The following is a 22,314-nucleotide window of genomic DNA, read 5'->3' on the forward strand; positions in this document are numbered from 1 at the left end:
GCGGAAAGCTCCTAGCGTTTGTATGTGGCCGGGCGGAACGGAAGGCCGACCACCTGAACCGGCAGCCTGCGTCCGCGCAGTGCGCCTTGCAGTGTGGTGCCCGGCCCCGCGTGGTCAATATCGACATATCCCATGGCGATCGGATGCTCGACGGATGGGCCAAAACCGCCGCTGGTGATGCGTCCCAAGGCACGCTCGTCATCGAACAGTTCGACCCCGGCGCGCATCGGGGCCCGCCCTTCCGGCGTCAGGCCGACCCGCAATCGCGTGGGGCCTTCGGCGATCTCGCGTAGAATGCGGTCTGCGCCGGGAAATCCGCCTTCACGCGCCCCGCCCGAGCGGCGGGCTTTTTGAATGGACCAAAGCAGGTTCGCCTCCACCGGTGAGGTATGGGCATCGATGTCCTGACCGTAGAGGCACAATCCCGCCTCTAGCCGAAGGGAATCCCGTGCGCCCAGACCCACCGGGGTCATCCCCTCGACCGCCAGAAGCGCACGAGCGAAAGCTTCGGCCATCGCAACGGGAACCGAGACTTCGAACCCGTCCTCGCCGGTATAGCCCGAACGCGAGACCCATAGGTCCCCATGCGGGCTGTCCACCGTGGCGACATCCATGAAGGACATGTCCGCGACCCCGGGGGCCACAGCCTCCAGCGCGGCTTCGGCGGCGGGACCTTGGATCGCCAGAAGCGCGCGGTCGATCATCACGACCTTGCACCCGGGCATGCCCTTCTGAAGGTGGGCAAGATCGGCGTGCTTGCACGCCGCGTTCACCACAAGGAACAAGTCCCCCGCGCGCCTGGAGATCATGAGATCGTCCAGGATGCCGCCGTTGTCCGCCAAGAGAAGTCCGTAGCGTTGGCGGCCGGGCTTCAATCCTATCACGTCCTGCGGCATCAGCGCCTCTAGCGCACTGGCTGCCGCGTCAGGACCGTCCGGGTGCGTGACGACGATCTGTCCCATATGGGACACGTCGAACAAGCCGGCCGTCGTGCGGCAGGCGACGTGTTCCTTCATGACGCCCAAGGGGTACTGAACCGGCAGTTCATAGCCGGCGAAGGGCACCATCTTGCCACCCAGCTCGACATGCAGGTCGTATAGCGGCGTGCGCTCAAGATCGGTCATCGGCCCCTCCGGCATTCGCGGCGCCCCATGGCCCGCATCCTGCCCCCTCTGTCCCTTGCGCCTGAGATCGCTATCCCTTCGGCGCCCCGACATGGTCGGGGACTCTCCAGAGTTCCTGTCGCGCGAAGGTCCTTTGGCCTGAGAGTTTACCGGGGCGGTTGCTCCTTCGGCACCGACGGCGAACCGCCGGATTCTCCCTTCGCACTTCTCCTAGCTGCCACAGCACGTTGCCTTTGACAACGCCCTTGCAATAATCCGCGTTTGGCCCGACCTAGGCCAGCATGTCCGATCCCTTCTTCTTCGGCTACGGCAGCCTCGTGAACCGCCGCACCCATGCCTATACTCCGGCCCACCCCGCGACGTTGCAGGGTTGGCGGCGCACCTGGCGTGCCACCGCGCTACGCCCCGCGGCCTTCCTGACGGCCCGGCCTTCCCCCGATTCCGAGATCGACGGCCTGATTGCACCCGTTCCGGGCGGGGATTGGGCCGCGCTCGACCAGCGCGAAGCGGGTTACGATCGGGTGCCTGCTCCTCAGGTGCGCCATCCACTGACACGGCCGCACGATATTGCGGTCTATTCCATTCCGCCGCGCCCAGATGATGGCGACGGCAGCCCGATCCTGCTGAGCTATCTGGACGTCGTGGTTCAAGGCTTTCTGACCGAGTTCGGGGCCAGTGGGGTGCACCGCTTCTTCGAGACGACGGACAACTGGGATTTGCCCGTCGCCGACGACCGGGCCGCGCCCCTGTACCCCCGCGCGCAGAAGACATCGCCGGAAGAGCTGCGCCTGACGGATGACTGGCTGGCCCGGCTGGATTGCCGGATCATCCATGCCTCGGAAACAGGGTTGGGACAGGACGCCGCCCCCTGACGATCTATCGCAGGGGGCGCTGGAACAGCGGCAGGACCTGCGCCATCTCGGGCCCGCGCGACATCCCGGTCACGGCAAGCCGCAGCGGCATGAACAGGTCCTTGCCCTTGCGTCCCGTCTTCTCCTTCACAGCCCCCGTCCAAGCGGACCAGCTGGTGTGATCGTAGGGATGGGGCGGCAGAAGATGCATGGCCTCGTCGATGAAGGCCTTGTCGGCATCCGCGACCTCGACCGGTCCCGGGCCGTCGCGGAACAATGCCCACCATCCGGAGATGTCGCCCATGCCTGCGATGTTCTCACGCACGACCTCCCAGAACTGGGGGGCGATATCATCGGGAACACCGGCACTGCGAATCTCGTCCGACACGGCCTCGTACGGCTTGGCGGCCAGCACCCGGGCGGTCAGGGGGCGCAAGTCGCGTTCGTCGAATTTCGTGGGAGCCGAGCCGAAGGCCGAGATATCGAACCCTTCAACAAGTTCATCAAGGCTCCCCCGAAGCTCCACCGGGTCGGATGAGCCAAGACGAGCCATCAGGCTGAGAAGCGCCATCGGTTCAATGCCTTGCGCCCGCAGATCGCGCAGTGACAGGGTACCCAGGCGCTTCGACAGCGCCTCACCCTGGGGGCCGGTCAGAAGGGAATGATGCGCAAAATCTGGGTGCCCCCGGCCCAGTGCCCGCATGATCTGGATCTGCGTGGCCGTATTGGTGACGTGGTCGGATCCCCGCACCACATGTGTCACGCCCATCTCGGTATCGTCGACGACAGAGGCAAGGGTATAAAGGACCTGCCCATCTCCGCGGATCAGCACCGGGTCGGACACGCTGGCCGCGTCGATGGAGACGGGGCCGAGGATGCCGTCCTCCCATTCGATCCGCTCGTGATCCAGCTTGAAGCGCCAGACCCCATCGCCGCGTTCGGCGCGCAGGCGCTCCTTCTCGGCCTCGTCGAGGCCAAGGGCCGCGCGGTCATACACAGGCGGGCGGCCCATGTTGAGCTGCTTCTTGCGCTTGAGGTCCAGCTCGGTCGGGGTCTCGAACGCCTCGTAGAACCGCCCTTCGGCGCGCAGCGTGTCAGCCGCTTCGGCGTAGCGATCCAGACGCTCGGACTGACGCTCGACCCGGTCCCAGGTCAGGCCCAGCCATTCCAGATCCTCTTGAATCGCATCGACATATTCCTGCTTCGACCGTTGCGGGTCGGTGTCGTCGAGGCGGAGGATAAAGGTCCCCCCGGACTTCTGCGCGATCAGCCAGTTGAAGAGGGCTGTGCGCAGGTTGCCGATGTGGAGGTAGCCGGTGGGCGAGGGGGCGAAGCGGGTGACGGTCATGATGCGGGCCTTCGTGGATTGCGGATCAAGTCGCATGTCGGGGCGCAGTTGTCGAGTGGTTCGAAATTCCCCCATGCCGCCAATGGTTTGCGCGTTGCGCACTTGCCGCGGGACGGGCCGCAACCATATGACCCGAATGGATTTTTCGAACATGTCCGCACCCGATCTGGGGGATATCGAGGCCTTGGCGAAGGCAGCGCGGGAGGGGCTTCCGCCAGACTTCAAGCGCCCGGCCATGGAGGTTGCGCTGCGGGTCGAGGATTTCGCCCCCGACGACATGCTCGACGAGATGGAGATCGAGGATCCGTTCTCGCTCACCGGGTTGTACGAAGGGATCCCGTTGATCGAGAAATCGTCGGCTCATCAACCGCTTAGGCTCGACACGATCTGGCTGTTCCGGCGCCCGATCCTGGACGAATGGATCGAGCGGGGGGACGTCTCGCTGGGGGATCTGGTGGGGCATGTCTATGTGCACGAACTGGCCCATCACTTCGGCTGGTCGGACCGGGACATCGCGACCATCGACGAATGGTGGACCTGAAAACCCGTCCCGCATCCGCCGGACATCCGTCCCGCATCCGCCGTCCTTGCGTCGCGCACGCGCCGGACATGCGCCGGGCGCACGCCGGACAGGCGTCGGGCATCTGTCGGGACAGGGGGCCGCGCGGCGGGGTCAGCCGATCTTAACGGGTCCGCCGCACTCTGCCCCGGCCTTGAAGCCGACCCGAGGGCCCGCGCCGATGACCCCTGAAGACCTGAAAAAGATGCTGCCCCGCCCGCCTGCCCCCGACCTGCAGGCCGAGGCGGCGACCGACCACATGGAGAAACTGCTGGCCGAGATCGACGGGCTGGTCGCCGACATGGCCGCCCGGCAAAAACGGCGCACGGCGATCCCCGACGGGTGGGAGATGGTGCCGCTGGAACGCCGCCCCGCCAAGGAGAAGATCACGCTGCGGCTGGACCGGGACGTGCTGGATTACTTTCGCGAAACCGGACAGGGCTGGCAGACGCGGCTGAACGCGGTGCTGCGCCTGTTCATGCATCACAGGACCGGCACGGAGGACGAATAGCAGCGGCGCGGGGAAACGGGACGGCCCGTCGCGGCGTTGGGTCCCCGACCCTTCACCCATCCACCGGAGACATCAGATGTTCCGTTTGCTGACCTCGAAACCCGTCCTGATCCTGGGCGGCATCATGCTGTATCGCTGGCTGTCCGAACGCGAGGACGACCGCACCGCCTATGCCCCCGGCGAAGGCGGCCCCGCCACCGACCCCGCCCAGTTCCGCGGCGCTGGCCCTGCGTCGATGCGCGAACGCCAGAAAAGCTGGGACCGCGTGGACGAGGCGATGGACGAAACCTTCCCCGCCAGCGACCCGCCGGCCTATTGAGGGGAACGCATGGGGCGTTGCCGGTGTTGGTCGCAAAGATGTGACCAGTAAACGGAGAAACCCCATGCGTATGACCCTTATCGCCTTCGCCGCCCTTCTGGGCCTGACAGCTTGTGAAACCGCCGGCGGCTTCGGCCAGGACGTCGAGAACACCGGCGAGTTCATCGAGGGCTCGGCCCAAGAAGTTCAAAATGATTTGTAACGCCATCAGGGGGGCATTCGCCCCCCGATACCGCCTATACAGCCACGCAGCGTAGCTTAAATACTCTCATACACGCGGTAGGCCTTCCTTACCTCACCAGTCAAAGCGCTCATCGTTTTTGAGAAACGCCTGAATACTAGCGAAATCAATACTTTTGACGCCCAGCCGCTCTTTAACCTTGGCAGCTTTGTCGCGAACCGCGTTCATTACGCCTTCAAATTCGTGCTTCTGACTCAAGTTCAAACTGGCCGATACGACAGTTCCTTCAACAGCGCACTCGTAATCGGATACGCCCCCTCGGTTTACAAGAAGGCCGTTAGATCCAGAAGCAACAAAGAAATGCCCCATAGCACCAAATAATTGATGGGAAAAGAACAATCCATATCCTGAATTATCCCATTCAGACCGCTGACTAGCCTTCTTTTTTTCGCTCGCCAAGCCTTGGAGGAGACGCCAGGCATAAGACTAAAATATAAAGCTTCACGGTCACTTAAGGGCCTATGGTGCTTACTCTCATTTAAAGATTCCAGCATACCGATCCCCCTATCTACTATACAGATCTCGACTCTTCCCTTGCTCGGCCAATACTGCGCACAGAATGCAACGTTATCGACCTCCGCGTGCTCAAAACAATTACGAAATATCTCGCGAAACGCTCGGGTAACAAAATAATGAAGCGGACCTTCCCCCTCTCGTGAAACGATCCGAGCGATATCGGAGCACCTATGTTCGATGGCCTCGCCAAGCTCGACGAAATTGTCTGCGCTGTATTCCGATAGCTCTGCCCTGCTCATTCCGCTTATTGGGATATATGTATACCCGCCGAACGCACCCCTAGGATAAGGCTTATCCTTGATATTCAAGGCCTCCGAAAAACCGAGATTGTTGGCGTATGAATGTCGCCCAAGACCTCGATATACTAGAGTTTCTTCCGGATTTTTGCGTCCACGCGCTCTGCACGCCTTAGCAAGCATTAGCATTGCAGTGGGAGAGAAAAACCTTTCCGGACCGGTGTCAATTACCAACCGATCCTTGCTAGGAAACTCTATAAGACGCTTCGAAAATTCTGAGATGCCCCTGAAACTACAATTATGGGGAAATCGAATATCTGGTTCCGAGCTACTCAAGGCGATATATTCCTGAGTTCTCCGCGACAACGCATGTTCCACTTCCCCAGCCCAATCAAGCCACCATCCCGCGCGGGACCGTCCGGTCACCCTGCCCCGCCAGAAGCCCCTCGACCGAGATATCCTCGTCCAGCGCGTCCCAGTGCAGGCCGAACGGGCCGATCTCAACCGATTGGCGCTCCGCCGGGGAGGCCGACAGCAGGCGGGGGAACCATGCGAGGGGGACGCCGAGCGTGCGGCCGTCCGAGAGGGCGACCCACATCGAGTCGTCGTCGAAGCGGACGCCTTCAACCGAAATGTTCATGCCATGCCTCCTCGATCCGTGTGGCGTTATCTTCGACCAGACGGGCCAGTCTGCGCAAGGTTTTCGCGTCGAATCCTGCGGATCGGGCGAGTTCGGGAGGATGGCCGAGCCAGAACTTTGCCTCGGCGCGGCCTTGCATGACGTGGATGTGCACCGGTTCGCGCGGGTCGCCCTCGTTCGAGTAGAAGAAGAAGCGAAAGCCGTCGAGGCGGAAGACGGTGGGCATCAGGGGTGGTGGTGAGGGTGGGTTTTACCCACCCTACGAGTCCATCTTCAGCGCGTTGATGAACGCTTCCTGCGGGATCTCCACTTTGCCGAACTGGCGCATCTTCTTCTTGCCGGCCTTCTGCTTCTCCAAAAGCTTCTTCTTCCGGGTCGCGTCGCCGCCGTAGCATTTGGCCGTCACGTCCTTGCGCATGGCCGACAGGGTCTCGCGCGCGATGACGCGGCCGCCGATGGCGGCCTGGATCGGGATCTTGAACATGTGGCGCGGGATCAGCTCTTTCAGCTTTTCGCACATCGCGCGGCCCCGCCCCTCGGCCCGGTCGCGGTGGACCATCATCGACAGGGCGTCCACAGGCTCGTCATTGACCAGCACCTGCATCTTGACCAGCGCATCCTCGCGGTAGCCGATCATCTGGTAGTCGAAGCTGGCATAGCCCTTGGTCACCGATTTCAGCCGGTCGTAGAAGTCGAATACGACCTCGTTCAGGGGCAGGTCATAGACGACCATCGCGCGGGTGCCGGCATAGGTCAGGTCCATCTGGATGCCGCGCCGGTCCTGGCACAGCTTGAGTACGTCGCCGAGATAGTCGTCGGGGACCAGGATGGTGGCCTTGATCCGCGGTTCCTCGATATGGCTGACAAGGGTCATGTCGGGCATGTCGGCGGGGTTGTGCAGTTCCTCCATCGTGCCGTCCTTCATGTGGACGTTGTAGATGACCGAGGGCGCGGTGGTGATCAGGTCGATGTCATACTCGCGCTCCAGCCGGTCGCGGATCACCTCGAGGTGCAGCAGCCCCAGGAACCCGCAGCGGAAGCCGAAGCCGAGGGCGGCCGAGGTCTCCATCTCATATGTGAAGGAGGCGTCGTTCAGGGCGAGCTTTTCGATGGCGTCGCGCATGTCGTCGAAATCGTTGGTATCGACGGGAAAGAGGCCGCAGAAGACCACCGGCACGGACGGCTTGAAACCCGGCAGCGCCTGGGCGCATTGCTTCTTTTCGTGGGTGATCGTGTCGCCGACGCGGGTGTCGCGGACCTGCTTGATCGAGGCGTTGAGATAGCCGATCTCGCCCGGGCCAAGCTCGTCCACGGCCGTCATGGCGGGGCGGTAGATGCCCACGTCGTCCACGTCGTAGGTGCCGCCGGTCTTCATCATGCGGATGCGGTCGCCCTTCTTCAGGACGCCGTCGATTATGCGCACGATGACGATGACGCCAAGGTACTGGTCGTATTTCGAATCGACCAGCATCGCTTTGAGGGGCGCGTCGCGGTTCCCTTCGGTGGGCGCGGGCAGGCGCTGGACGATGGCTTCCAGCACGTCGGGGATGCCGAGGCCGGTCTTGGCGCTGATCTGCACGGCGTCGTGGGCTTCGATCCCGATGACGTCCTCGATCTGGGTCTTCACGCGGTCCACGTCGGCGGCGGGAAGATCGACCTTGTTGAGGACCGGCACGATCTCGTGGTCGGCCTCCATCGCCGTGTAGACATTGGCGAGCGTCTGCGCCTCGACCCCCTGGGAAGCGTCGACGACCAGCAGAGAGCCTTCGACCGCCTGCATCGAGCGGCTGACCTCGTAGGCGAAGTCGACATGGCCCGGCGTGTCGATGAGGTTCAGGATATAGGTGTAGCCGTCCTTGGCGGGATAGTCGATCCGCACCGTGTTGGCCTTGATGGTGATGCCGCGCTCGCGCTCGATATCCATCGCGTCGAGAAGCTGGTCCTTCATGTCGCGCTCGGCGACGGTACCGGTGAGCTGGATCAGCCGGTCTGCGAGGGTCGACTTCCCGTGGTCGATATGGGCGACGATGGAGAAGTTGCGGATATATTTGAGCTCGGTCATGTCAGGGATATGCGGCGGTTTCGGGCGCTTGTCGAGGGGATGGAGGGTCGCGGGCGCCTTATTGAGAGGTGCCGCCGCCAGATACCCGTCGCGTCAGATGAAGCGTCGCCCGCCATCCACCGGGATCCGTTGGCCGGTGATGAAGTCCGCCCTTTGGGAGGCCAGAAACGCCACGGCTCCGGCGATATCCTCGGGTCGTGCCATGCGTCCCAACGGAACACCATCGCGATAGCGGTCGAGATCGGCGTCGGACACGTCGGCATGGCGTTCCACCGGCGTGAAACCGGGTTCCACGAGGTTCACGGTGATGCCGTCCCGCCCCAACTCATTGGCCCAGGATCGCGTCATTCCGACCATCGCGCTTTTCGCGGCCGCATAATGACCGGATCCTTCGGGGCCAGTATGCGCTGCCTCGGACCCGATGTTGATGATCCGTCCGCTGCCGCGCGACCGCCAGTCCGGAAGACAGGCCTGAAGCAGGGCAAGCGGTGCGCGGACGAAGAAGCCAAGTTGCTGTTCGTAATCCCCCCAGTCCTGCTCTGAAATGGGCTTGATCGGCTGGGGGCCGGTCGCGTTGTTCACCACCAGATCGACGGGGCCGAGCATGTCGGCGATGTGCGTCAGGCCGCTCGCGATCTGGTCCGGATCCGTTACGTCGAATTGCGCGGCGCATGCCTGTGCCCCTGTGGATCGGATGGCTTTCACGACTTCGGCGGCGCTTTCCTCGTCACTGCGATAGTTCACCGCCACGGCCCACCCGTCCCCCGCCAAGGTGCGCGCGATGACGGCACCTAAGCCCCGGGATGCGCCGGTGACGAGAGCGATTTTCATGGCAAGCCTCCGCGTCAGCCCCGTCGCCCGGTCAGCGCCCGGACAAGGGCCAGTACGATGACCGCGCCGATGGCCCCTGCGACCACGACCACCAGCAATCCCCCGGCGGCCAGGATGCCGACGCCCAGCGCGGCCAGGACGAAGGGCGTGGCCACGGCGGCGACAACGCCGATGACAATATAGAGGGGCATGTTGCGCCCGGCGATCTTGCCCGCGATCCATCCGGCCGCCAGTCCGACCAGGGCCAGAAACACAAGGATCACCACGCCGACCCCTTCCAGAAAACCTTCCATGTCCCTCTTCCTTTCGTTTGCCCATGGCACGATGCGGCCATGGCCGCTGGTGACCAATCAGGTCACAAGGCGCAAGATGGCCCGGGGTGCGGAATGGGCAAGCGATCGTGTGAGCGGTCCGCCTTTCCGTGCCCCCCGGCGCTGACAAACGCGAAACGGCGCCCGGCGGCGCCGTTTTCAAGTGTCGAGATGGCCGAAACGGTTCAGCCCTTGTTGGTCGCGTCTTTCTGGAAGCTGGAGGTGCCGCCCGATCCGGCGGGCCTGCCGAAGCCGGTTTCACGCGGCGTGATGGGGATTGACGCGACGGTCGTCATCTCGGTCGCTGTGCTGGCGACCGTGCTCTGGGCGCGGTCTATGGCGGACGATGCGACCTCGGGCGTGTCACGGGCCACCTCTTCCCCCGTGTCTGCGGTGGTCTGGGAAACCTCGGCGCCGGCCGAGCGGGAGACATCCATCAGCGCCTGCGCGGTGTGCGACGCAAGCTCCATCTGGCGCTGGTAGAAGTCGCCATAGGCGCGGCTGTAGTCGGTGGCGTCGTCGTGGAACGCGGTGAGGTCGCGCAGATTGCCGAACATTACTTGCGCGCTGTCGGCCATGATGTCGGTCGCGCGCATGGCGGCATCGAGCGTGGTCGACACCATGCCTTGCTGCATCTCGCTGACCTGGCGCAAAGATTCCGTGCAGGCACGCTGCTTGGGAAGCGCAGGCGCCTCGGTAGGGGTAGGGAACATGGGAAAAACTCCGGGGAGGTGCGGCACTGGTACTACCTGGCGAAAGGCAGTCGGGGGCGCCGGTTCCGCACCGCACCATGATTATGAATCCACCGGGCATATCCTGCCGGTGGCCCAGTTCAGCGGAACACCGTCCGGGTCCCCTGTTGGTCGCCCATCGCCTTCAGCATTTCGCGCCCCTCGTCCGTGGGCAGGCCGTCCTCGTCCAGCCAGCCGCGATTGCGGGCGGTCTTCTCTGGCGGGGTGTCGGGGCTGCCCATATGGGTTGCCATCTGGAGAATGCGGGCACGGTCGCTGGTATCGTCGGTCATGGCTTTACCTCTATGTCCCGACTGACCCTAGGGCAGATGCGGGCCGCGAACAGGTCTCACAGGTGCTACGCGTGCGCGCAGGCAGCGGTCGGGGTCGGCCCCGGGGAAGGCAACGGCCGCGAGGCTTTTTGGCGGCGACCGCCACGGGCCGATCGGGGATCGGCGCGGCCCCGCGCTGGCGGGGAACGTTAGGTGTCAGCCGCTGTGCAGGAAATGCATCACGTCGCCGTCCTTGACCTCGTAGGACTTGCCCTCGACGCGCATCTTGCCGGCTTCTTTCGCGCCCGCCTCGCCGCCCAGCGCGACATAGTCGTCGAAGGCCGTGGTCTCGGCGCGGATGAAGCCGCGTTCGAAATCGCCGTGGATAACACCGGCGGCCTGGGGGGCCAGCGTGCCGCGCTTGACGGTCCAGGCGCGGGCCTCCTTGGGGCCGACGGTGAAATAGGTCATCAGGCCCAGCAGGTCGTAGCCCGCCTTGATCAGGCGGTCGAGGCCGGCTTCTTCCAGCCCAAGCTCGGACAGGAACTCGGCGGCTTCCTCGGCGTCGAGCTGGGCGATCTCCTCCTCGATCTGGGCGGAGATGACGACCATGCCCGCGTTCTGCTCGGCCGCCATTTCGCGGACACGCTCGGACTGGGCGTTGCCGGTGGCGGCCTCGTCCTCGGCCACGTTGCAGACATAGAGGATGGGCTTCGTGGTCAGAAGCTGAAGCATGCGCCAGGCCTTCTGGTCGTCCTCGGACACGTCCACGGTGCGGGCGGGCAGGCCCTGTTCCAGAACGGCCTGCGCCTCTTTCAGAAGACGCTCCTGCTGGACGGCCTCCTTGTCGCCGCCGCGAACTTTGCGGGTCAGGTTCTGCAAGCGGCGTTCGATGGAGTCGAGGTCCGACAGCATCAGCTCGGTCTCGATGGTCTGGGCGTCGGCCACGGGATCGACGCGGCCGTCGACATGGGTGACGTCCGGATCCTCGAAACAGCGCAGCACGTGGGCGATGGCGTCGCATTCGCGGATGTTGGCCAGAAACTGGTTGCCCAGCCCCTCGCCCTGGCTCGCGCCCTTCACCAGGCCCGCGATGTCCACGAAGGTCATACGCGTCGGCACGATCGCCTTGGATTTCGCGATCCCCGCCAGCGCGTCAAGGCGCGTGTCGGGCACGGCGACCTCGCCCACATTGGGTTCGATCGTACAGAAGGGGAAGTTGGCGGCCTGCGCGGCGGCGGTGCGGGTCAGCGCGTTGAAGAGGGTGGACTTGCCCACGTTCGGCAGGCCCACGATGCCCATCTTGAAGCCCATATCGTCATATCCGTCTGGTTGGGGGTCCGGTCCGGCGCGTCTTAAGTCTGTGGCACGCAGGAAACAAGGCGCAGTCCTGATAGGCGCTGCCCCTGTTTCGCGAACGGCGACCGGGATATGGGCGAAAAGAGTTGAGACAACGCTGGTGATGTCAATGAAGCACGTCGTTCTATCCGTGGTGGCCGCGATCGGCCTTTCCTGTGGCACGGCAGGGGCCGCCGAATTCACCTTGGGCGTGGGGGCCGTGGAATACCGCGACGATATCGGCGACATCCAGATCTCGATCGAGGCGCGCAGCGAGCCCGTGGCCTTCGTTCTGGGCAGCGACATCGCCCCTCAGGTGGGGCTGACGGTGGACACGGCCGGGGCGGCCTATGTCGGCGTCGGCGCCGCCGCAACCAACTGGCTGAGCACGTTCTGGTTCATCGAGGGCAGCCTGATGGCGGGCTATTACAGCGCCAATGGCGACCGCACCGATCTGGGCAGCGATGTCGAGTTCCGCTCCCTTCTGGGGATCGGACGAGAATTCGGACAGTTCGGCCGGGTGTCGCTTGCGGTCTCGCACATATCGCACGCGGGGATCGAAGAGAACAACCCCGGCGCGAACATGCTGTCGCTGCGGCTGACGCGCGGCTTCTAGACCCCGCGCCGATCCGCGTGCGCCTGATAGATCAGGATCCACGCCAATATGATGAACATCGGGTGTGTCAGACCGCCTGAGATCAGGATCGCCGGGACCCAGATCAGGAAGACGATGATCGACAGGAAGACGCGGCCGATCAGAAGGATCGACAGCGGCGGCAGGAAAAGGGCAAGTACGTAGTTCATGCCGGAAATGTGGTGTCCCGAGGGGCATTGCACAAGACCGTCCGGTTCGTCAGAAACGGGAGGCGGCGGGGGACGCGGACAGCCCCGACATCAGGGTAAGGGAGCGGCGCATTGGGACGGATAGCGGATCGGTTCGCGAAACTGGACACCGAGGGGCGCAAGGCCTTCGTCGCCTACATCATGGGGGGCGATCCGGATTATGACCGCTCGCTTCAGCTGATGAAGGGCCTGCCGGGTGCAGGCGTGGACATCGTCGAACTGGGAATGCCCTTCACCGACCCGATGGCGGACGGCCCGACGATCCAGCTGGCCGGGCAGCGGTCGCTGGAAGGCGGTCAGACGCTTCAGAAGACGCTGGATATGGTCCGCGCCTTCCGCGAGGACGACGCAGAGACCCCGATCGTCCTGATGGGCTATTACAACCCGATCTATTCGCGCGGGGTCGAGCGATTCCTGGACGACGCCGTCGAGGCCGGGATCGACGGGCTGATCGTCGTGGACCTGCCACCCGAGGAAGATGACGAGCTTTGCGTCCCCGCCGGGCGCAAGGGGGTCGACTTCATCCGCCTGGCCACGCCGACCACCGACGACGCCCGCCTGCCGACCGTGCTGAAGAACACCAGCGGCTTCGTCTACTACGTCAGCGTCACCGGTATCACCGGCGCCGCGGCGGCCGTGGCGGGCGATGTCGGCCCCGAGGTCAAGCGCATCCGCGACGCGGGCGGCCTGCCGGTCGTCGTGGGCTTCGGCATCCGCACCCCCGAGGCCGCCGAGCAGATCGCGTCGGTCGCGGATGGTTGCGTCGTCGGATCGGCCATCGTGGCGGAAAACGCCAGTGGGCGGCCCGTCGACGAAGTGCTGAAATTCGTGCAATCGCTGGCCGACGGCGCGCATCGCGCCTGAGCCGACGCCGGGGTGCCTATCCTGTGAGCGGACCGTGAAACCAGACGGCCCCGCGGGCCCCGGACCGCTTGGCACCCTGGCCCTCTTGCGGCTAGAACCGACAGGCGCCCGATCCCAGCCCAAACGGACCCGTGAAGTGAGCCTTCGCAGCCTGACCTACGGCATCGCGCTGACCCTGATGATCGGTTGGCTTCTGTGGATCGGCCAGCCGATCCTGGTGCCCGTGATCGCCGCCTTGATCTCGGTCTATGTCCTGTCCGCCGCAGCGGAAGGCATGACCCGGGTGCCGCTGTTGCGTCACTTTCCGGCCATGGCGCGGCGCGGGCTGGTCCTGCTGGCCTTCACCGTAGGGGTCGTGGGCCTGTTCGTCCTGATCATCGGCAACCTGACGGACGTCGTGACCGCCCTGCCCCGCTACGAATCGAACCTGGACGCCCTGGTGACACGGGGCGCCGCGATCCTGGGGATCGAGGACGAGCCGACATGGGAGACGGTGCGTCTCGCGACCTTCGACCAGATCGACATGCGGTCCTGGATCACGCCGCTTCTGTTCTCGCTCCAGGGGTTCGGGGCGGGGTTGTTCGTCGTTGTGCTATACGCCGCGTTCTTCATGGCCGAGCGGGGCACGCTGTCGCGCAAGCTGGTGATTGCGACGGGGGGCGAGGAAAACAGCGAGCGGGCTTTGTTGTTGCTGCAACGCATCAACGAGCGGATCGGCGGATACCTGTTCGTCAAGACGGTGCTGAACATCGTGCTGGGGGCGCTGTCCTATATCCTGATGCTGCTTATCGGGATCGAGTTCGCGCTGTTCTGGGCGGTGCTGATCGGGTTCTTCAACTACATCCCCTATTTCGGCTCGATCATCGGGGTGATTTTCCCGGTCCTGCTGAGCCTTGCGCAATTCGGGTCCTTCGTGATCGCCGGCGGCGTGATGCTGGCCTTGAGCGCCGCGCAGATCGTCATCGGCGCCTGGCTGGAGCCGCGGCTGATGGGCCGGGCCTTCAACCTGTCGCCCTTCGTGGTGCTTCTGGCCCTGTCGTTCTGGAGCACGTTGTGGGGGCTGGCGGGGGCCATCCTGGCAGTACCGATGACCGCCAGCCTGGTGCTGGTCCTGGCCGAGATCAACAGCACCCGGCCGCTGGCGGTGATGCTGTCGACCAGCGGGAAGGTGTGACGGTCCGCGTGACAGGGCGGCCCGGCCGTCTATGTGGCGCGACATGACAGATCGGAAAACCCAGATCGTGGTGGTCGGCGGCGGCGCGGCAGGGCTTGCGCTGGTGCGCAAGCTGGCGGCGAAGCACGATCGCGCCACGCATGACATCATATTGGTCGAAAAGAACCGCACCCATGTCTGGAAGCCCCTGCTGCACGAGGTTGCGGCGGGGTCCATGGACGCGAATTCCGACGAGGTCGGCTATGGCGGTCACGCGGCGCGCTGGGGCTACCGGTTCTTCAACGCCGCACTGGAACGGATCGACCGCGACCGGCGGGTGATCGTGACGGCGCCGCTTCTGGACGAGGCGGGCGAGGTCGTCGTGGACCGTCACGAGATCCGCTATGACTGGCTGGTCTTGGCGATGGGCGGCGTGTCGGACGATTTCGGCATCCCCGGAGTGCGCGATCACGCGATGTTCCTGGAATCGCGGCAGCAGGCGGATCTGTTCCGCCGCAAGATGCTGAACGCCTGCCTGCGGGCCAACGACCGCAAGCCCGAGGGCGCAGAGGCGCGCGTCTCGGTCTGCATCGTTGGCGGCGGGGCCACGGGGGTCGAGCTGTCGGCCGAACTGGTGAACGCCGCGAAGGCGCTGCGGTCCTACGGGCTGGAACGGTTCGACGAGGACACGCTTCAGATTACGCTGCTGGAGGCCGGACCGAAGCTACTGCCCGCCCTGCCCGAGGATGTCTCGGACAAGGTGAAAGGACGCCTTGCCGAGCTGGGCGTGGACGTGCGCACCGGCGCGATGGTGACGCGGGTCGGGCCGCGCGCGGTCGAGGTGAAGGACGGCCCCACGATCGAGGCGGATCTGATCCTGTGGGCGACCGGCGTGCGCGGCGATCACGCGCTGTCGAAGATCACCGACCTCGAGCTGTCGAAGCGTGGCCAGATCGTGGTGGAACCGACGCTGCGCTCCAAGAACGATCCCCGCATCTTCGCCATCGGCGATTGCGCACATTGCGTCCTGCCGGGAGAGGAGCGGCCGGTCCCGCCCCGCGCGCAATCCGCCGGGCAGATGGCCGATCACATGGTTGGCCAGCTGGATCGCGCGCAGAAGGGGCAGCCCCTGCGCGATTTCGTCTATCGCGACCGCGGGGCGTTGGTATCCTTGTCGCGGTTTGCCACGCATGGATCGCTGATGGGCAACCTGATCGGCGGCAAGATGCAGATCGAGGGGCGCGTCGCGCGGTTGGCCTATCAATCGCTGTACCGGCTGCATCTTCTGGCGGTGCACGGCCCGTGGCGCGGCACCGTGCGGATCGCGGTGAACGCCATCAACCGCGTGACCCGGCCAGCGCTGAAGCTGCACTAGCCCAGCGTCACGTCGAGGATCATCATCAGGATCAGCCCGAACAGCAGGCCCGTGGTGGCCGAGTTCTGGTTGCCGCGGGTATGCGTCTCGGGGATGATCTCGTGGCTGATGACGTACAGCATCGCGCCCGCCGCGAAGGTCAGTGCCCAGGGCAACGCGATCTCCGACGCGGTGGCGGCCAAGACGCCGATGGCGCCGCCCACAGGCTCGACCAAGCCGGTGGCCAGCGCGATCAGGAACGATGTCCCCCGTCCGTAGCCATTCGACAGAAGCGCCACCGCGACGGCCAGCCCCTCGGGCGCGTTCTGAAGGCCGATGCCGATGGCCAAAGTGACGCCGTTCGACACCTCTTCACCCCCGAACCCCACGCCGACGGCCAGTCCTTCAGGAAGGTTGTGGATCGTGATCGCGATGATGAACAGCCAGATCTTGGCCAGCTTGGCCGCACTTGGCCCGCCTTCGCGCCCGGTTTCGAAATGCTGATGGGGCAAGGCGCTGTTGAGGACCGCCACGAACCCCGCCCCCATCGCCACCCCGCCGCCCGCGACGAAGGCGGCCGCCGTGTCCCCGTAAAGTGGGCCGGCCGCCTCGATCCCCGGCAGGATCAGCGAGAAGAACGAGGCCGACAGCATGACCCCCGCCGCGAAGCCCAGGAAGATGTCGGACAGGCGGGGCGAGACGTTGCGGCCCAGAAGAACCGGAAGCGCGCCGGCCCCGGTCATGAGCCCCGCGGCAAGGCTGCCGAGAATGCCGAGTAGGACGATGTTCATGGGCGTTCCTCTGCCAGCCGCGTCGGCCAAGGCCTAGCCCGCCCGTGCGACGCGGCAACCGGAATGGACGGCATAGATCCGCGCTGCTACACCACCGGGACCGGAGGAATACCATGCCAGTCATTACCGAAATCGAGGATCTGAAGCGGCTCTACAAGCGGCGGGTCCCGAAGATGTTCTACGATTATACCGAAAGCGGATCGTGGACCGAGCAGACCTTCCGCGAGAACAGCAGCGATTTCGACCTGATCCGCCTGCGTCAGCGCGTGGCCGTGGACATGGACGGGCGGACGACCGCCTCGACCATGGCGGGCCATGACGTGTCGATGCCGGTGGCGCTGGCCCCCGTGGGCATGACGGGGATGCAGCATGCCGATGGCGAGATCCTGGCCGCGCAGGCCGCCGAAGCGTTCGGCGTGCCCTACACCCTGTCGACCATGTCGATCTGTTCGATCGAGGACGTGGCCGAACACACCAGCCGGCCGTTCTGGTTCCAACTCTACGTGATGCGCGACCAGGACTACCTTGAACGGGTAATCCAGCGCGCGAAGGACGCCGGCTGCTCGGCCCTGGTGCTGACGCTGGACCTTCAGATCCTGGGTCAGCGGCACAAGGACCTGAAGAACGGCCTGTCAGCCCCGCCGAAACTGACGATGGGCACCGTGGCCGACCTGTCATGGCGGTGGGCCTGGGGGATGGGCATGCTGCGCACCAAGCGGCGCGCCTTCGGAAACATCGTCGGGCACGTGAAAGGGGTCGAGAACGCCGGATCCCTGATGGCCTGGACGGCCGAGCAGTTCGACCCCCGCCTCGATTGGGAGAAAGTTCGCAAAATCAAGGAAATGTGGGGCGGCAATCTGATCCTGAAGGGCATCCTCGACGCCGAGGATGCGCGCCGTGCAGCCGATGTGGGGTGCGACGCGATCATCGTGTCGAACCATGGCGGACGGCAACTGGACGGCGCACTGAGCTCGATCCGGGTTCTGCCCGACATCGTGGAAGCGGTGGGCGACCGCGTGGAAATCCACCTCGACAGCGGGATCCGGTCGGGACAGGACGTCCTGAAGGCCCTCGCCATGGGGGCGCGCGGTGTCCATGTCGGTCGCGCCTATATCTACGGGCTGGGCGCGATGGGAAAGTCTGGCGTGACCCGCGCGCTGGAGATCATCCACCGCGAACTGGATATTTCGATGGCGCTGTGCGGATACCGGGACGTGAAGGACCTGGACCGAACCGCGCTTCTGACGGGGCCGGAGTTCGACCGATATCGCACCCGGTCCGAGGTCAGCCCCGCGACCGGGTGATGGCGACGTCGCCGCCCGGCCGAAGCCTGACCCGCCGGGCCGTCTTTGCCCCGAACGGCTGCACAGCGATGCTGTTGGGTGATCGCGCTTGCACCCGCATGGAACCCGACTAGGGTCCGGGGCCACCCGTCATCCCCCCCGGAGGTTTTCCATGGCCAAATCCGCGCCGGCCGCATCCGTAACCGATCAGTCGTTGTTCGACATGCGCTGGCAGAGGGCCGAGCGTGACCTGATGACCTCGCTGACCCGGCTCTATGGCGGGGCGATGAAGCCCACCACCCTGCGCCGCCGGGTGCGTGAGCTTCTGGCCGAGAAATGGTCGGCGCGCCCGGCCGATTTGCGCAGCCTAGACATGGCGCGCGACATCACACCCGACTGGTTCCAGAGCCAGGAGATGGCAGGGTACGTCTTCTATGTCGACCGCTTCGCGGGTGACATGAAGGGCGTCGCGGACCGTATTCCTTACCTGCAGTCGCTGGGGATCAAATACGCGCATTTCATGCCCTGCCTGAAGCCCCGCCCCGGCGACTCGGATGGTGGGTATGCGGTCATGGATTACGGCAAGATCGACCCGAAGCTGGGTACAATGGGCGATTTCAAGAAGCTAGCGAAGAAGCTGCGCAAGGCCGGGATCAGCCCCTGCATCGACATGGTGCTGAACCACACCGCGCGGGAACACGATTGGGCCGCGCGCGCCCGCAAGGGCGATGCGTTCTACCAAAAGCTCTATCGCCTCTACGACGACGCCACCATCCCGCTGCAATACGAGAAGACGTTGCTGGAGGTGTTCCCGAACCAAGCGCCGGGCAACTTCACCTGGGACGACGATCTGGGCAAATGGGTCTGGACCACGTTCAACACCTTCCAGTGGGACCTGAACTGGGAAAACCCCGAGGTCTTCCTGGCGATCCTCGGCATCATCCTCGATCTGGCCAATGCCGGGGCCGAGGTGCTGCGGCTGGATGCGGTGGCCTTCATGTGGAAACGCATGGGTACGATCTGCCAGAACGAGCCCGAGGTGCATGACATCCTTCAGGCGATCAACCAGGCCGCATCGGTCGCGGCGCCTGCAGTGATCTTCAAGGCCGAGGCGATCGTCGGCCCGCATCAGTTGGTCCCCTATCTGGGCGAGGGGCGGCATTCGGGCAAGGTGTCGAACCTTGCCTACCACAACTCGCTGATGGTGCAGTACTGGTCGGCATTGGCCAGCGGGCAGACGGATCTGATGACCCACACCCTGACCGCGCATTTCCCCGACAGCTTCAAGGGCGCCGAATGGGCGACCTATATCCGCTGCCACGACGATATCGGTTGGGCCATCACCGAAGACGACGCCGAGGCGGCGGGTATCACCGGCCCCGGGCACCGCAAGTTCCTGGGCGATTTCTATGCCGGCCGGTTCGGGGGCAGCTTCGCCCGCGGTGCCGATTTCCAGGTAAACGAGAAGACGGGCGATGCGCGGACGAACGGGACAACCGCGTCGCTGGCGGGGCTTGAGGCGGCGATGCTGGACGGCGACCCCGCAGCGATCCGCATGGCCGAACAGCGCATCCTTCTGGGCCACGCGTTGATGGCGGGCTACGGGGGTCTGCCGCTTCTGTACATGGGCGACGAAGTGGGGCTGCTGAACGACTGGAGCTTCCTCGACGATCCCGACCGCGCGGGCGACGGGCGCTGGATGCAGCGCCCCGAGATGGACTGGTCGCTGGCCGAGGCAGCGCCCGAGGCCGACACCCCCGCGGGCCGGATCTGGCGCGGCACGAAGCACATCCTGGCCGTCCGGACCGAGATCGAGGCGCTGCGGGGCGATGTCCCGACGAAGGTCATGCAAACCGGGCACGACAAGCTGTTCTGCGTCCGCCGTCCGGGTACGGAAGGGACGCTGACGGGGGTCTACAACTTCACCGGTGAGGATCAACAGATCGAGGCGGATCGTCTTGGCCTCGACATCGATGCCCTGCCCCTAGACATGCTGACCGGGCTTCTGCCCGAGCGCGTAGCCGACCGGATCGTCGTGCCGCCCTACGGCGCGCTATGGCTGCACGAGGCGCTTTGGTAGCTGTTACATCCCTGATGTGAAATCCGTGATAGCCTGGTTGGATAGCATCGAGGAGGTCCCGCCATGCCGTTCACCCTGCGACTTGCCACGTTCAATATCGAGAACCTGTTCACCCGGTTCGATTTCGACGCCTTCCTCGCCGGGCCGGACAGTCGCGAGGCGCGGTATCTGCCGCCGATCGTACAGTTCCTCGGGCAATACGGTGACGGTGACCTCAGCCGGTTCGACACGTTCCGCAGGCTGGTCGAAAGCGCCTCGGTCGCGCAGGACGACGACAAGCGCCAGCATACCGCGCTGAGCCTTGCGGCCACGGACGCCCATGCGGTCGCGCTGCAGGAGGTCGACGGCGTCCACGCGCTGTCGCGCTTCCTGCAGGCCTATTATGCCAAGCTGGGCGAGCCCGCCTATCGCCACCAGGTGCTGCACGAAGCGAACGATCCGCGCGGGATCGACGTGGCGATGATCGCGCGCGACGACTGGCCGTTCTACAGCCGCAGCCATCAGGACCTGACCCCGGCGTGGCTGGATGATACCGAAAGCGGCCGCGACCTGCTGGAACGTTACCCGCGGGCAAGGGACCGGGCGAGCCAGTTGCGAAACCAGCGGATCTTTCGCCGCGACTGTCTGGAAGTGCAGTTCGACCGCGGCCCCGTGACGGTGTTCAACTGCCATTTCAAGTCGATGGGCGGGGGTCGTGAAAAGACCATGGGGATGCGTCAGCTCGAAGCCGCGACCGTGCGCGAGATCATCACCCGTAAATTCGACGATCCGGCCACGGCGTTGTGGTGCGTGGCCGGGGACCTCAACGATTACACCCAGCTGATCAAGGTCTTCGCCGATGGCACGGAAGAGGTGCGCCCGCAGGACGAGTCGGGCGTCGATCCCTTGCTGGAGGACGGTTTCGGGATCAACTTGCTGGAAACGTTGCCCGAGACGGACCGCTGGACGCATTACTACGCGTGGGATCGGCAAAAGACACAGCTGGATTACCTCATCGCATCGCCTGCCCTGGCCCGAAAAATGGTGGGTTCGCCCCGCATCATTCGGGGCGGCATGCCCTACCGTGTGCCCAATACCGACGATCTGGCGCGATGGCCCCGGATCGGGTGGGACCGTCCGAAGGCGTCCGACCACTGCCCCGTCATCGCCGAATTCCGTATCTGAGGGCTGTGACGCTGGGTCTTTACAGGCCGCCCGGCCCTGTCCTATACGCCCGCATCCCCGTGTCGACACCCTTGGAGGCGGCGGGGCATCTGCAATCTCAGGAGTTACCGATATGGCTGGCGAAACGCCCGACATCATCGCCATGGAACGCACGGGGACCGGCAAGGGGGCCGCCCGTCAAGCCCGGCGCGAGAACCTCGTGCCCGGCATCGTCTATGGCGGCGGATCCGATCCGCTCCCCATCAATCTGCCCTACAACGCGCTGATCAAGAAGCTGAAGGCGGGCCGCTTCCTTGCGACCCTCTTCAATCTGAAGGTCGAAGGTCACGACGACGTCCGCGTCATCTGCCGCAGCGTCCAGCGCGACGTGGTCAAGGACCTTCCGGTCCATGTCGACTTCATGCGCCTGCGCCGCAACAGCCGCGTGTCGCTGTACATCCCCGTGGAAGTGGTGGGCGAAGAAGACTGCCCCGGCCTGCGTTCGGGCGGTGTGCTGACCATGGTCCGCTCGGAAGTCGAACTTCGCTGCACCGCCGGCGACATCCCCGAGAAGATCACCGTTTCGATCGCCGGGAAGGAGATTGGGGACACGATCCACATCTCCGAAGTCGACCTGCCCGAGGGCACGCGCCCGACCATCGACCGCGATTTCGTGATCGCCAACATCCAGGCGCCGTCGGGTCTTGCCAGCCAGCAAGAAGACGATGACGAGGATGTCGCGGCGGACGAGGTCCCCGCGATCGAGATGGAAGCCGGCCCGGACGACGACGCCGACAGCTGATCCTGACGACCGGTGGGTTCGCCCGCGGAAGCGACCGAAAGCCACATGCGGCGCAGGAACCATTCCTGCGCCGTTTTACTTTCCGATCATCGTGCTATCGTACCGTGCCCG

At 64.8% G+C, this 22,314-nt stretch carries 26 protein-coding genes and 1 riboswitch; of the genes, 13 read left to right on the forward strand and 13 right to left on the reverse strand.

Annotation, left to right across the window (positions count from 1 at the left end):
• Positions 1-11: 11 nt before the first annotated feature.
• The gene (gcvT, locus tag PAA8504_RS14445; protein ID WP_108895024.1) at positions 12-1,124 is read right to left on the reverse strand and encodes a glycine cleavage system aminomethyltransferase GcvT; all 1,113 of its coding nucleotides are present in this window, start codon (positions 1,122-1,124) and stop codon (positions 12-14) included.
• Between the two features lie 116 nt (positions 1,125-1,240).
• Positions 1,241-1,333: riboswitch (glycine riboswitch) on the reverse strand.
• 72 nt (positions 1,334-1,405) lie between these two features.
• On the opposite strand from gcvT, the gene PAA8504_RS14450 reads away from it, so the two are divergent.
• Complete coding sequence (locus PAA8504_RS14450) at positions 1,406-1,996, forward strand: gamma-glutamylcyclotransferase family protein (protein WP_108894907.1); 591 nt, start codon at positions 1,406-1,408, stop codon at positions 1,994-1,996.
• 4 nt (positions 1,997-2,000) lie between these two features.
• Here PAA8504_RS14450 and gltX read toward each other — a convergent pair whose 3' ends face one another.
• A complete protein-coding gene (gene gltX, locus PAA8504_RS14455; RefSeq protein ID WP_108894908.1) occupies positions 2,001-3,323 on the reverse strand; it encodes a glutamate--tRNA ligase in 1,323 nt (440 codons plus the stop codon).
• 151 nt (positions 3,324-3,474) lie between these two features.
• On the opposite strand from gltX, the gene PAA8504_RS14460 reads away from it, so the two are divergent.
• From PAA8504_RS14460 to PAA8504_RS14475, 4 genes are all read left to right on the forward strand, one after another.
• Positions 3,475-3,864, forward strand: a complete 390-nt coding sequence (locus tag PAA8504_RS14460; RefSeq protein ID WP_370739694.1) for a metallopeptidase family protein — start codon at positions 3,475-3,477, stop codon at positions 3,862-3,864.
• Between the two features lie 199 nt (positions 3,865-4,063).
• Entirely contained in the window at positions 4,064-4,393 is a 330-nt protein-coding gene (locus PAA8504_RS14465; RefSeq protein ID WP_219928931.1) for a BrnA antitoxin family protein, read from the forward strand.
• Positions 4,394-4,469: 76 nt separating this feature from the next.
• Positions 4,470-4,712 (forward strand): hypothetical protein, encoded by a 243-nt coding sequence (locus PAA8504_RS14470; protein ID WP_219928932.1) that lies wholly within the window; start codon positions 4,470-4,472, stop codon positions 4,710-4,712.
• 64 nt (positions 4,713-4,776) lie between these two features.
• Positions 4,777-4,914: an entericidin EcnAB gene (locus PAA8504_RS14475; protein ID WP_108894910.1), complete on the forward strand. Its 138-nt coding sequence runs from the start codon at positions 4,777-4,779 to the stop codon at positions 4,912-4,914.
• 93 nt (positions 4,915-5,007) lie between these two features.
• Here PAA8504_RS14475 and PAA8504_RS21825 read toward each other — a convergent pair whose 3' ends face one another.
• From PAA8504_RS21825 to ychF, 9 genes are all read right to left on the reverse strand, one after another.
• A complete protein-coding gene (locus PAA8504_RS21825) occupies positions 5,008-5,292 on the reverse strand; it encodes a hypothetical protein (RefSeq protein WP_146190502.1) in 285 nt (94 codons plus the stop codon).
• An 804-nt stretch (positions 5,293-6,096) separates the two neighbouring features.
• Positions 6,097-6,345, reverse strand: coding sequence for a DUF2442 domain-containing protein (locus PAA8504_RS14480; RefSeq protein WP_108894911.1), 249 nt, complete (start codon positions 6,343-6,345; stop codon positions 6,097-6,099).
• Entirely contained in the window at positions 6,329-6,571 is a 243-nt protein-coding gene (locus PAA8504_RS14485; RefSeq protein WP_108894912.1) for a DUF4160 domain-containing protein, read from the reverse strand. Before PAA8504_RS14485 ends, PAA8504_RS14480 begins: the two co-directional genes overlap by 17 nt.
• A 33-nt stretch (positions 6,572-6,604) precedes the next feature.
• Positions 6,605-8,407: a translation elongation factor 4 gene (gene lepA, locus PAA8504_RS14490; protein ID WP_108894913.1), complete on the reverse strand. Its 1,803-nt coding sequence runs from the start codon at positions 8,405-8,407 to the stop codon at positions 6,605-6,607.
• 93 nt (positions 8,408-8,500) lie between these two features.
• The gene (locus tag PAA8504_RS14495) at positions 8,501-9,238 is read right to left on the reverse strand and encodes an SDR family oxidoreductase (protein WP_108894914.1); all 738 of its coding nucleotides are present in this window, start codon (positions 9,236-9,238) and stop codon (positions 8,501-8,503) included.
• A 14-nt stretch (positions 9,239-9,252) separates the two neighbouring features.
• Positions 9,253-9,531, reverse strand: a complete 279-nt coding sequence (locus PAA8504_RS14500; protein WP_108894915.1) for a GlsB/YeaQ/YmgE family stress response membrane protein — start codon at positions 9,529-9,531, stop codon at positions 9,253-9,255.
• 203 nt (positions 9,532-9,734) lie between these two features.
• Positions 9,735-10,262, reverse strand: a complete 528-nt coding sequence (locus tag PAA8504_RS14505) for a hypothetical protein (protein WP_108894916.1) — start codon at positions 10,260-10,262, stop codon at positions 9,735-9,737.
• Positions 10,263-10,381: 119 nt separating this feature from the next.
• Positions 10,382-10,573, reverse strand: a complete 192-nt coding sequence (locus PAA8504_RS14510; RefSeq protein ID WP_108894917.1) for a hypothetical protein — start codon at positions 10,571-10,573, stop codon at positions 10,382-10,384.
• Positions 10,574-10,768: 195 nt separating this feature from the next.
• Positions 10,769-11,866: a redox-regulated ATPase YchF gene (ychF, locus tag PAA8504_RS14515; protein WP_108894918.1), complete on the reverse strand. Its 1,098-nt coding sequence runs from the start codon at positions 11,864-11,866 to the stop codon at positions 10,769-10,771.
• A gap of 154 nt (positions 11,867-12,020) precedes the next feature.
• Here ychF and PAA8504_RS14520 point away from each other — a divergent pair, with 154 nt between their 5' ends.
• Positions 12,021-12,506: an acyloxyacyl hydrolase gene (locus PAA8504_RS14520; protein ID WP_181375809.1), complete on the forward strand. Its 486-nt coding sequence runs from the start codon at positions 12,021-12,023 to the stop codon at positions 12,504-12,506.
• On the opposite strand, the gene PAA8504_RS14525 is transcribed toward PAA8504_RS14520, so the two are convergent.
• Positions 12,503-12,694, reverse strand: coding sequence for a hypothetical protein (locus PAA8504_RS14525; protein WP_108894919.1), 192 nt, complete (start codon positions 12,692-12,694; stop codon positions 12,503-12,505). The two genes, PAA8504_RS14520 and PAA8504_RS14525, sit on opposite strands and share 4 nt — an antisense overlap.
• A 111-nt stretch (positions 12,695-12,805) precedes the next feature.
• Here PAA8504_RS14525 and trpA point away from each other — a divergent pair, with 111 nt between their 5' ends.
• The 3 genes from trpA to PAA8504_RS14540 all read left to right on the forward strand — a co-directional run bounded on the left by trpA (position 12,806) and on the right by PAA8504_RS14540 (position 16,125).
• On the forward strand, positions 12,806-13,597 hold the full coding sequence (gene trpA, locus PAA8504_RS14530) for a tryptophan synthase subunit alpha (protein WP_108894920.1): 792 nt from the start codon (positions 12,806-12,808) through the stop codon (positions 13,595-13,597).
• Positions 13,598-13,733: 136 nt separating this feature from the next.
• On the forward strand, positions 13,734-14,771 hold the full coding sequence (locus PAA8504_RS14535; protein WP_245897646.1) for an AI-2E family transporter: 1,038 nt from the start codon (positions 13,734-13,736) through the stop codon (positions 14,769-14,771).
• A gap of 43 nt (positions 14,772-14,814) precedes the next feature.
• Positions 14,815-16,125 (forward strand): NAD(P)/FAD-dependent oxidoreductase, encoded by a 1,311-nt coding sequence (locus tag PAA8504_RS14540; RefSeq protein WP_108895029.1) that lies wholly within the window; start codon positions 14,815-14,817, stop codon positions 16,123-16,125.
• On the opposite strand, the gene PAA8504_RS14545 is transcribed toward PAA8504_RS14540, so the two are convergent.
• Complete coding sequence (locus PAA8504_RS14545) at positions 16,122-16,895, reverse strand: ZIP family metal transporter (protein WP_108894921.1); 774 nt, start codon at positions 16,893-16,895, stop codon at positions 16,122-16,124. The genes PAA8504_RS14540 and PAA8504_RS14545 overlap by 4 nt on opposite strands.
• A gap of 113 nt (positions 16,896-17,008) precedes the next feature.
• Here PAA8504_RS14545 and PAA8504_RS14550 point away from each other — a divergent pair, with 113 nt between their 5' ends.
• The 4 genes from PAA8504_RS14550 to PAA8504_RS14565 all read left to right on the forward strand — a co-directional run bounded on the left by PAA8504_RS14550 (position 17,009) and on the right by PAA8504_RS14565 (position 22,203).
• Positions 17,009-18,199, forward strand: a complete 1,191-nt coding sequence (locus PAA8504_RS14550; RefSeq protein ID WP_108894922.1) for an alpha-hydroxy acid oxidase — start codon at positions 17,009-17,011, stop codon at positions 18,197-18,199.
• 151 nt (positions 18,200-18,350) lie between these two features.
• On the forward strand, positions 18,351-20,258 hold the full coding sequence (locus PAA8504_RS14555; protein WP_108894923.1) for an alpha-amylase family protein: 1,908 nt from the start codon (positions 18,351-18,353) through the stop codon (positions 20,256-20,258).
• Positions 20,259-20,321: 63 nt separating this feature from the next.
• Entirely contained in the window at positions 20,322-21,422 is a 1,101-nt protein-coding gene (locus PAA8504_RS14560) for an endonuclease/exonuclease/phosphatase family protein (protein WP_108894924.1), read from the forward strand.
• A 112-nt stretch (positions 21,423-21,534) separates the two neighbouring features.
• Positions 21,535-22,203, forward strand: a complete 669-nt coding sequence (locus tag PAA8504_RS14565; RefSeq protein WP_108894925.1) for a 50S ribosomal protein L25/general stress protein Ctc — start codon at positions 21,535-21,537, stop codon at positions 22,201-22,203.
• Positions 22,204-22,314 lie beyond the last annotated feature (111 nt).

It is taken from the genome of Palleronia abyssalis (assembly GCF_900302445.1).
In the GTDB taxonomy this organism is placed as follows: domain Bacteria; phylum Pseudomonadota; class Alphaproteobacteria; order Rhodobacterales; family Rhodobacteraceae; genus Palleronia; species Palleronia abyssalis.

Coding starts and splice junctions, on each gene's coding strand:
- gcvT (WP_108895024.1), bottom strand. CDS start 1,124: ATGACCGATCTTGAGCGCACGCCGCTATACGACCTGCATGTCGAGCTG.
- PAA8504_RS14450 (WP_108894907.1), top strand. CDS start 1,406: ATGTCCGATCCCTTCTTCTTCGGCTACGGCAGCCTCGTGAACCGCCGC.
- gltX (WP_108894908.1), bottom strand. CDS start 3,323: ATGACCGTCACCCGCTTCGCCCCCTCGCCCACCGGCTACCTCCACATC.
- PAA8504_RS14460 (WP_370739694.1), top strand. CDS start 3,475: ATGTCCGCACCCGATCTGGGGGATATCGAGGCCTTGGCGAAGGCAGCG.
- PAA8504_RS14465 (WP_219928931.1), top strand. CDS start 4,064: ATGACCCCTGAAGACCTGAAAAAGATGCTGCCCCGCCCGCCTGCCCCC.
- PAA8504_RS14470 (WP_219928932.1), top strand. CDS start 4,470: ATGTTCCGTTTGCTGACCTCGAAACCCGTCCTGATCCTGGGCGGCATC.
- PAA8504_RS14475 (WP_108894910.1), top strand. CDS start 4,777: ATGCGTATGACCCTTATCGCCTTCGCCGCCCTTCTGGGCCTGACAGCT.
- PAA8504_RS14480 (WP_108894911.1), bottom strand. CDS start 6,345: ATGAACATTTCGGTTGAAGGCGTCCGCTTCGACGACGACTCGATGTGG.
- PAA8504_RS14485 (WP_108894912.1), bottom strand. CDS start 6,571: ATGCCCACCGTCTTCCGCCTCGACGGCTTTCGCTTCTTCTTCTACTCG.
- lepA (WP_108894913.1), bottom strand. CDS start 8,407: ATGACCGAGCTCAAATATATCCGCAACTTCTCCATCGTCGCCCATATC.
- PAA8504_RS14495 (WP_108894914.1), bottom strand. CDS start 9,238: ATGAAAATCGCTCTCGTCACCGGCGCATCCCGGGGCTTAGGTGCCGTC.
- PAA8504_RS14500 (WP_108894915.1), bottom strand. CDS start 9,531: ATGGAAGGTTTTCTGGAAGGGGTCGGCGTGGTGATCCTTGTGTTTCTG.
- PAA8504_RS14505 (WP_108894916.1), bottom strand. CDS start 10,262: ATGTTCCCTACCCCTACCGAGGCGCCTGCGCTTCCCAAGCAGCGTGCC.
- PAA8504_RS14510 (WP_108894917.1), bottom strand. CDS start 10,573: ATGACCGACGATACCAGCGACCGTGCCCGCATTCTCCAGATGGCAACC.
- ychF (WP_108894918.1), bottom strand. CDS start 11,866: ATGGGCTTCAAGATGGGCATCGTGGGCCTGCCGAACGTGGGCAAGTCC.
- PAA8504_RS14520 (WP_181375809.1), top strand. CDS start 12,021: ATGAAGCACGTCGTTCTATCCGTGGTGGCCGCGATCGGCCTTTCCTGT.
- PAA8504_RS14525 (WP_108894919.1), bottom strand. CDS start 12,694: ATGAACTACGTACTTGCCCTTTTCCTGCCGCCGCTGTCGATCCTTCTG.
- PAA8504_RS14540 (WP_108895029.1), top strand. CDS start 14,815: ATGACAGATCGGAAAACCCAGATCGTGGTGGTCGGCGGCGGCGCGGCA.
- PAA8504_RS14545 (WP_108894921.1), bottom strand. CDS start 16,895: ATGAACATCGTCCTACTCGGCATTCTCGGCAGCCTTGCCGCGGGGCTC.
- PAA8504_RS14550 (WP_108894922.1), top strand. CDS start 17,009: ATGCCAGTCATTACCGAAATCGAGGATCTGAAGCGGCTCTACAAGCGG.
- PAA8504_RS14555 (WP_108894923.1), top strand. CDS start 18,351: ATGGCCAAATCCGCGCCGGCCGCATCCGTAACCGATCAGTCGTTGTTC.
- PAA8504_RS14560 (WP_108894924.1), top strand. CDS start 20,322: ATGCCGTTCACCCTGCGACTTGCCACGTTCAATATCGAGAACCTGTTC.
- PAA8504_RS14565 (WP_108894925.1), top strand. CDS start 21,535: ATGGCTGGCGAAACGCCCGACATCATCGCCATGGAACGCACGGGGACC.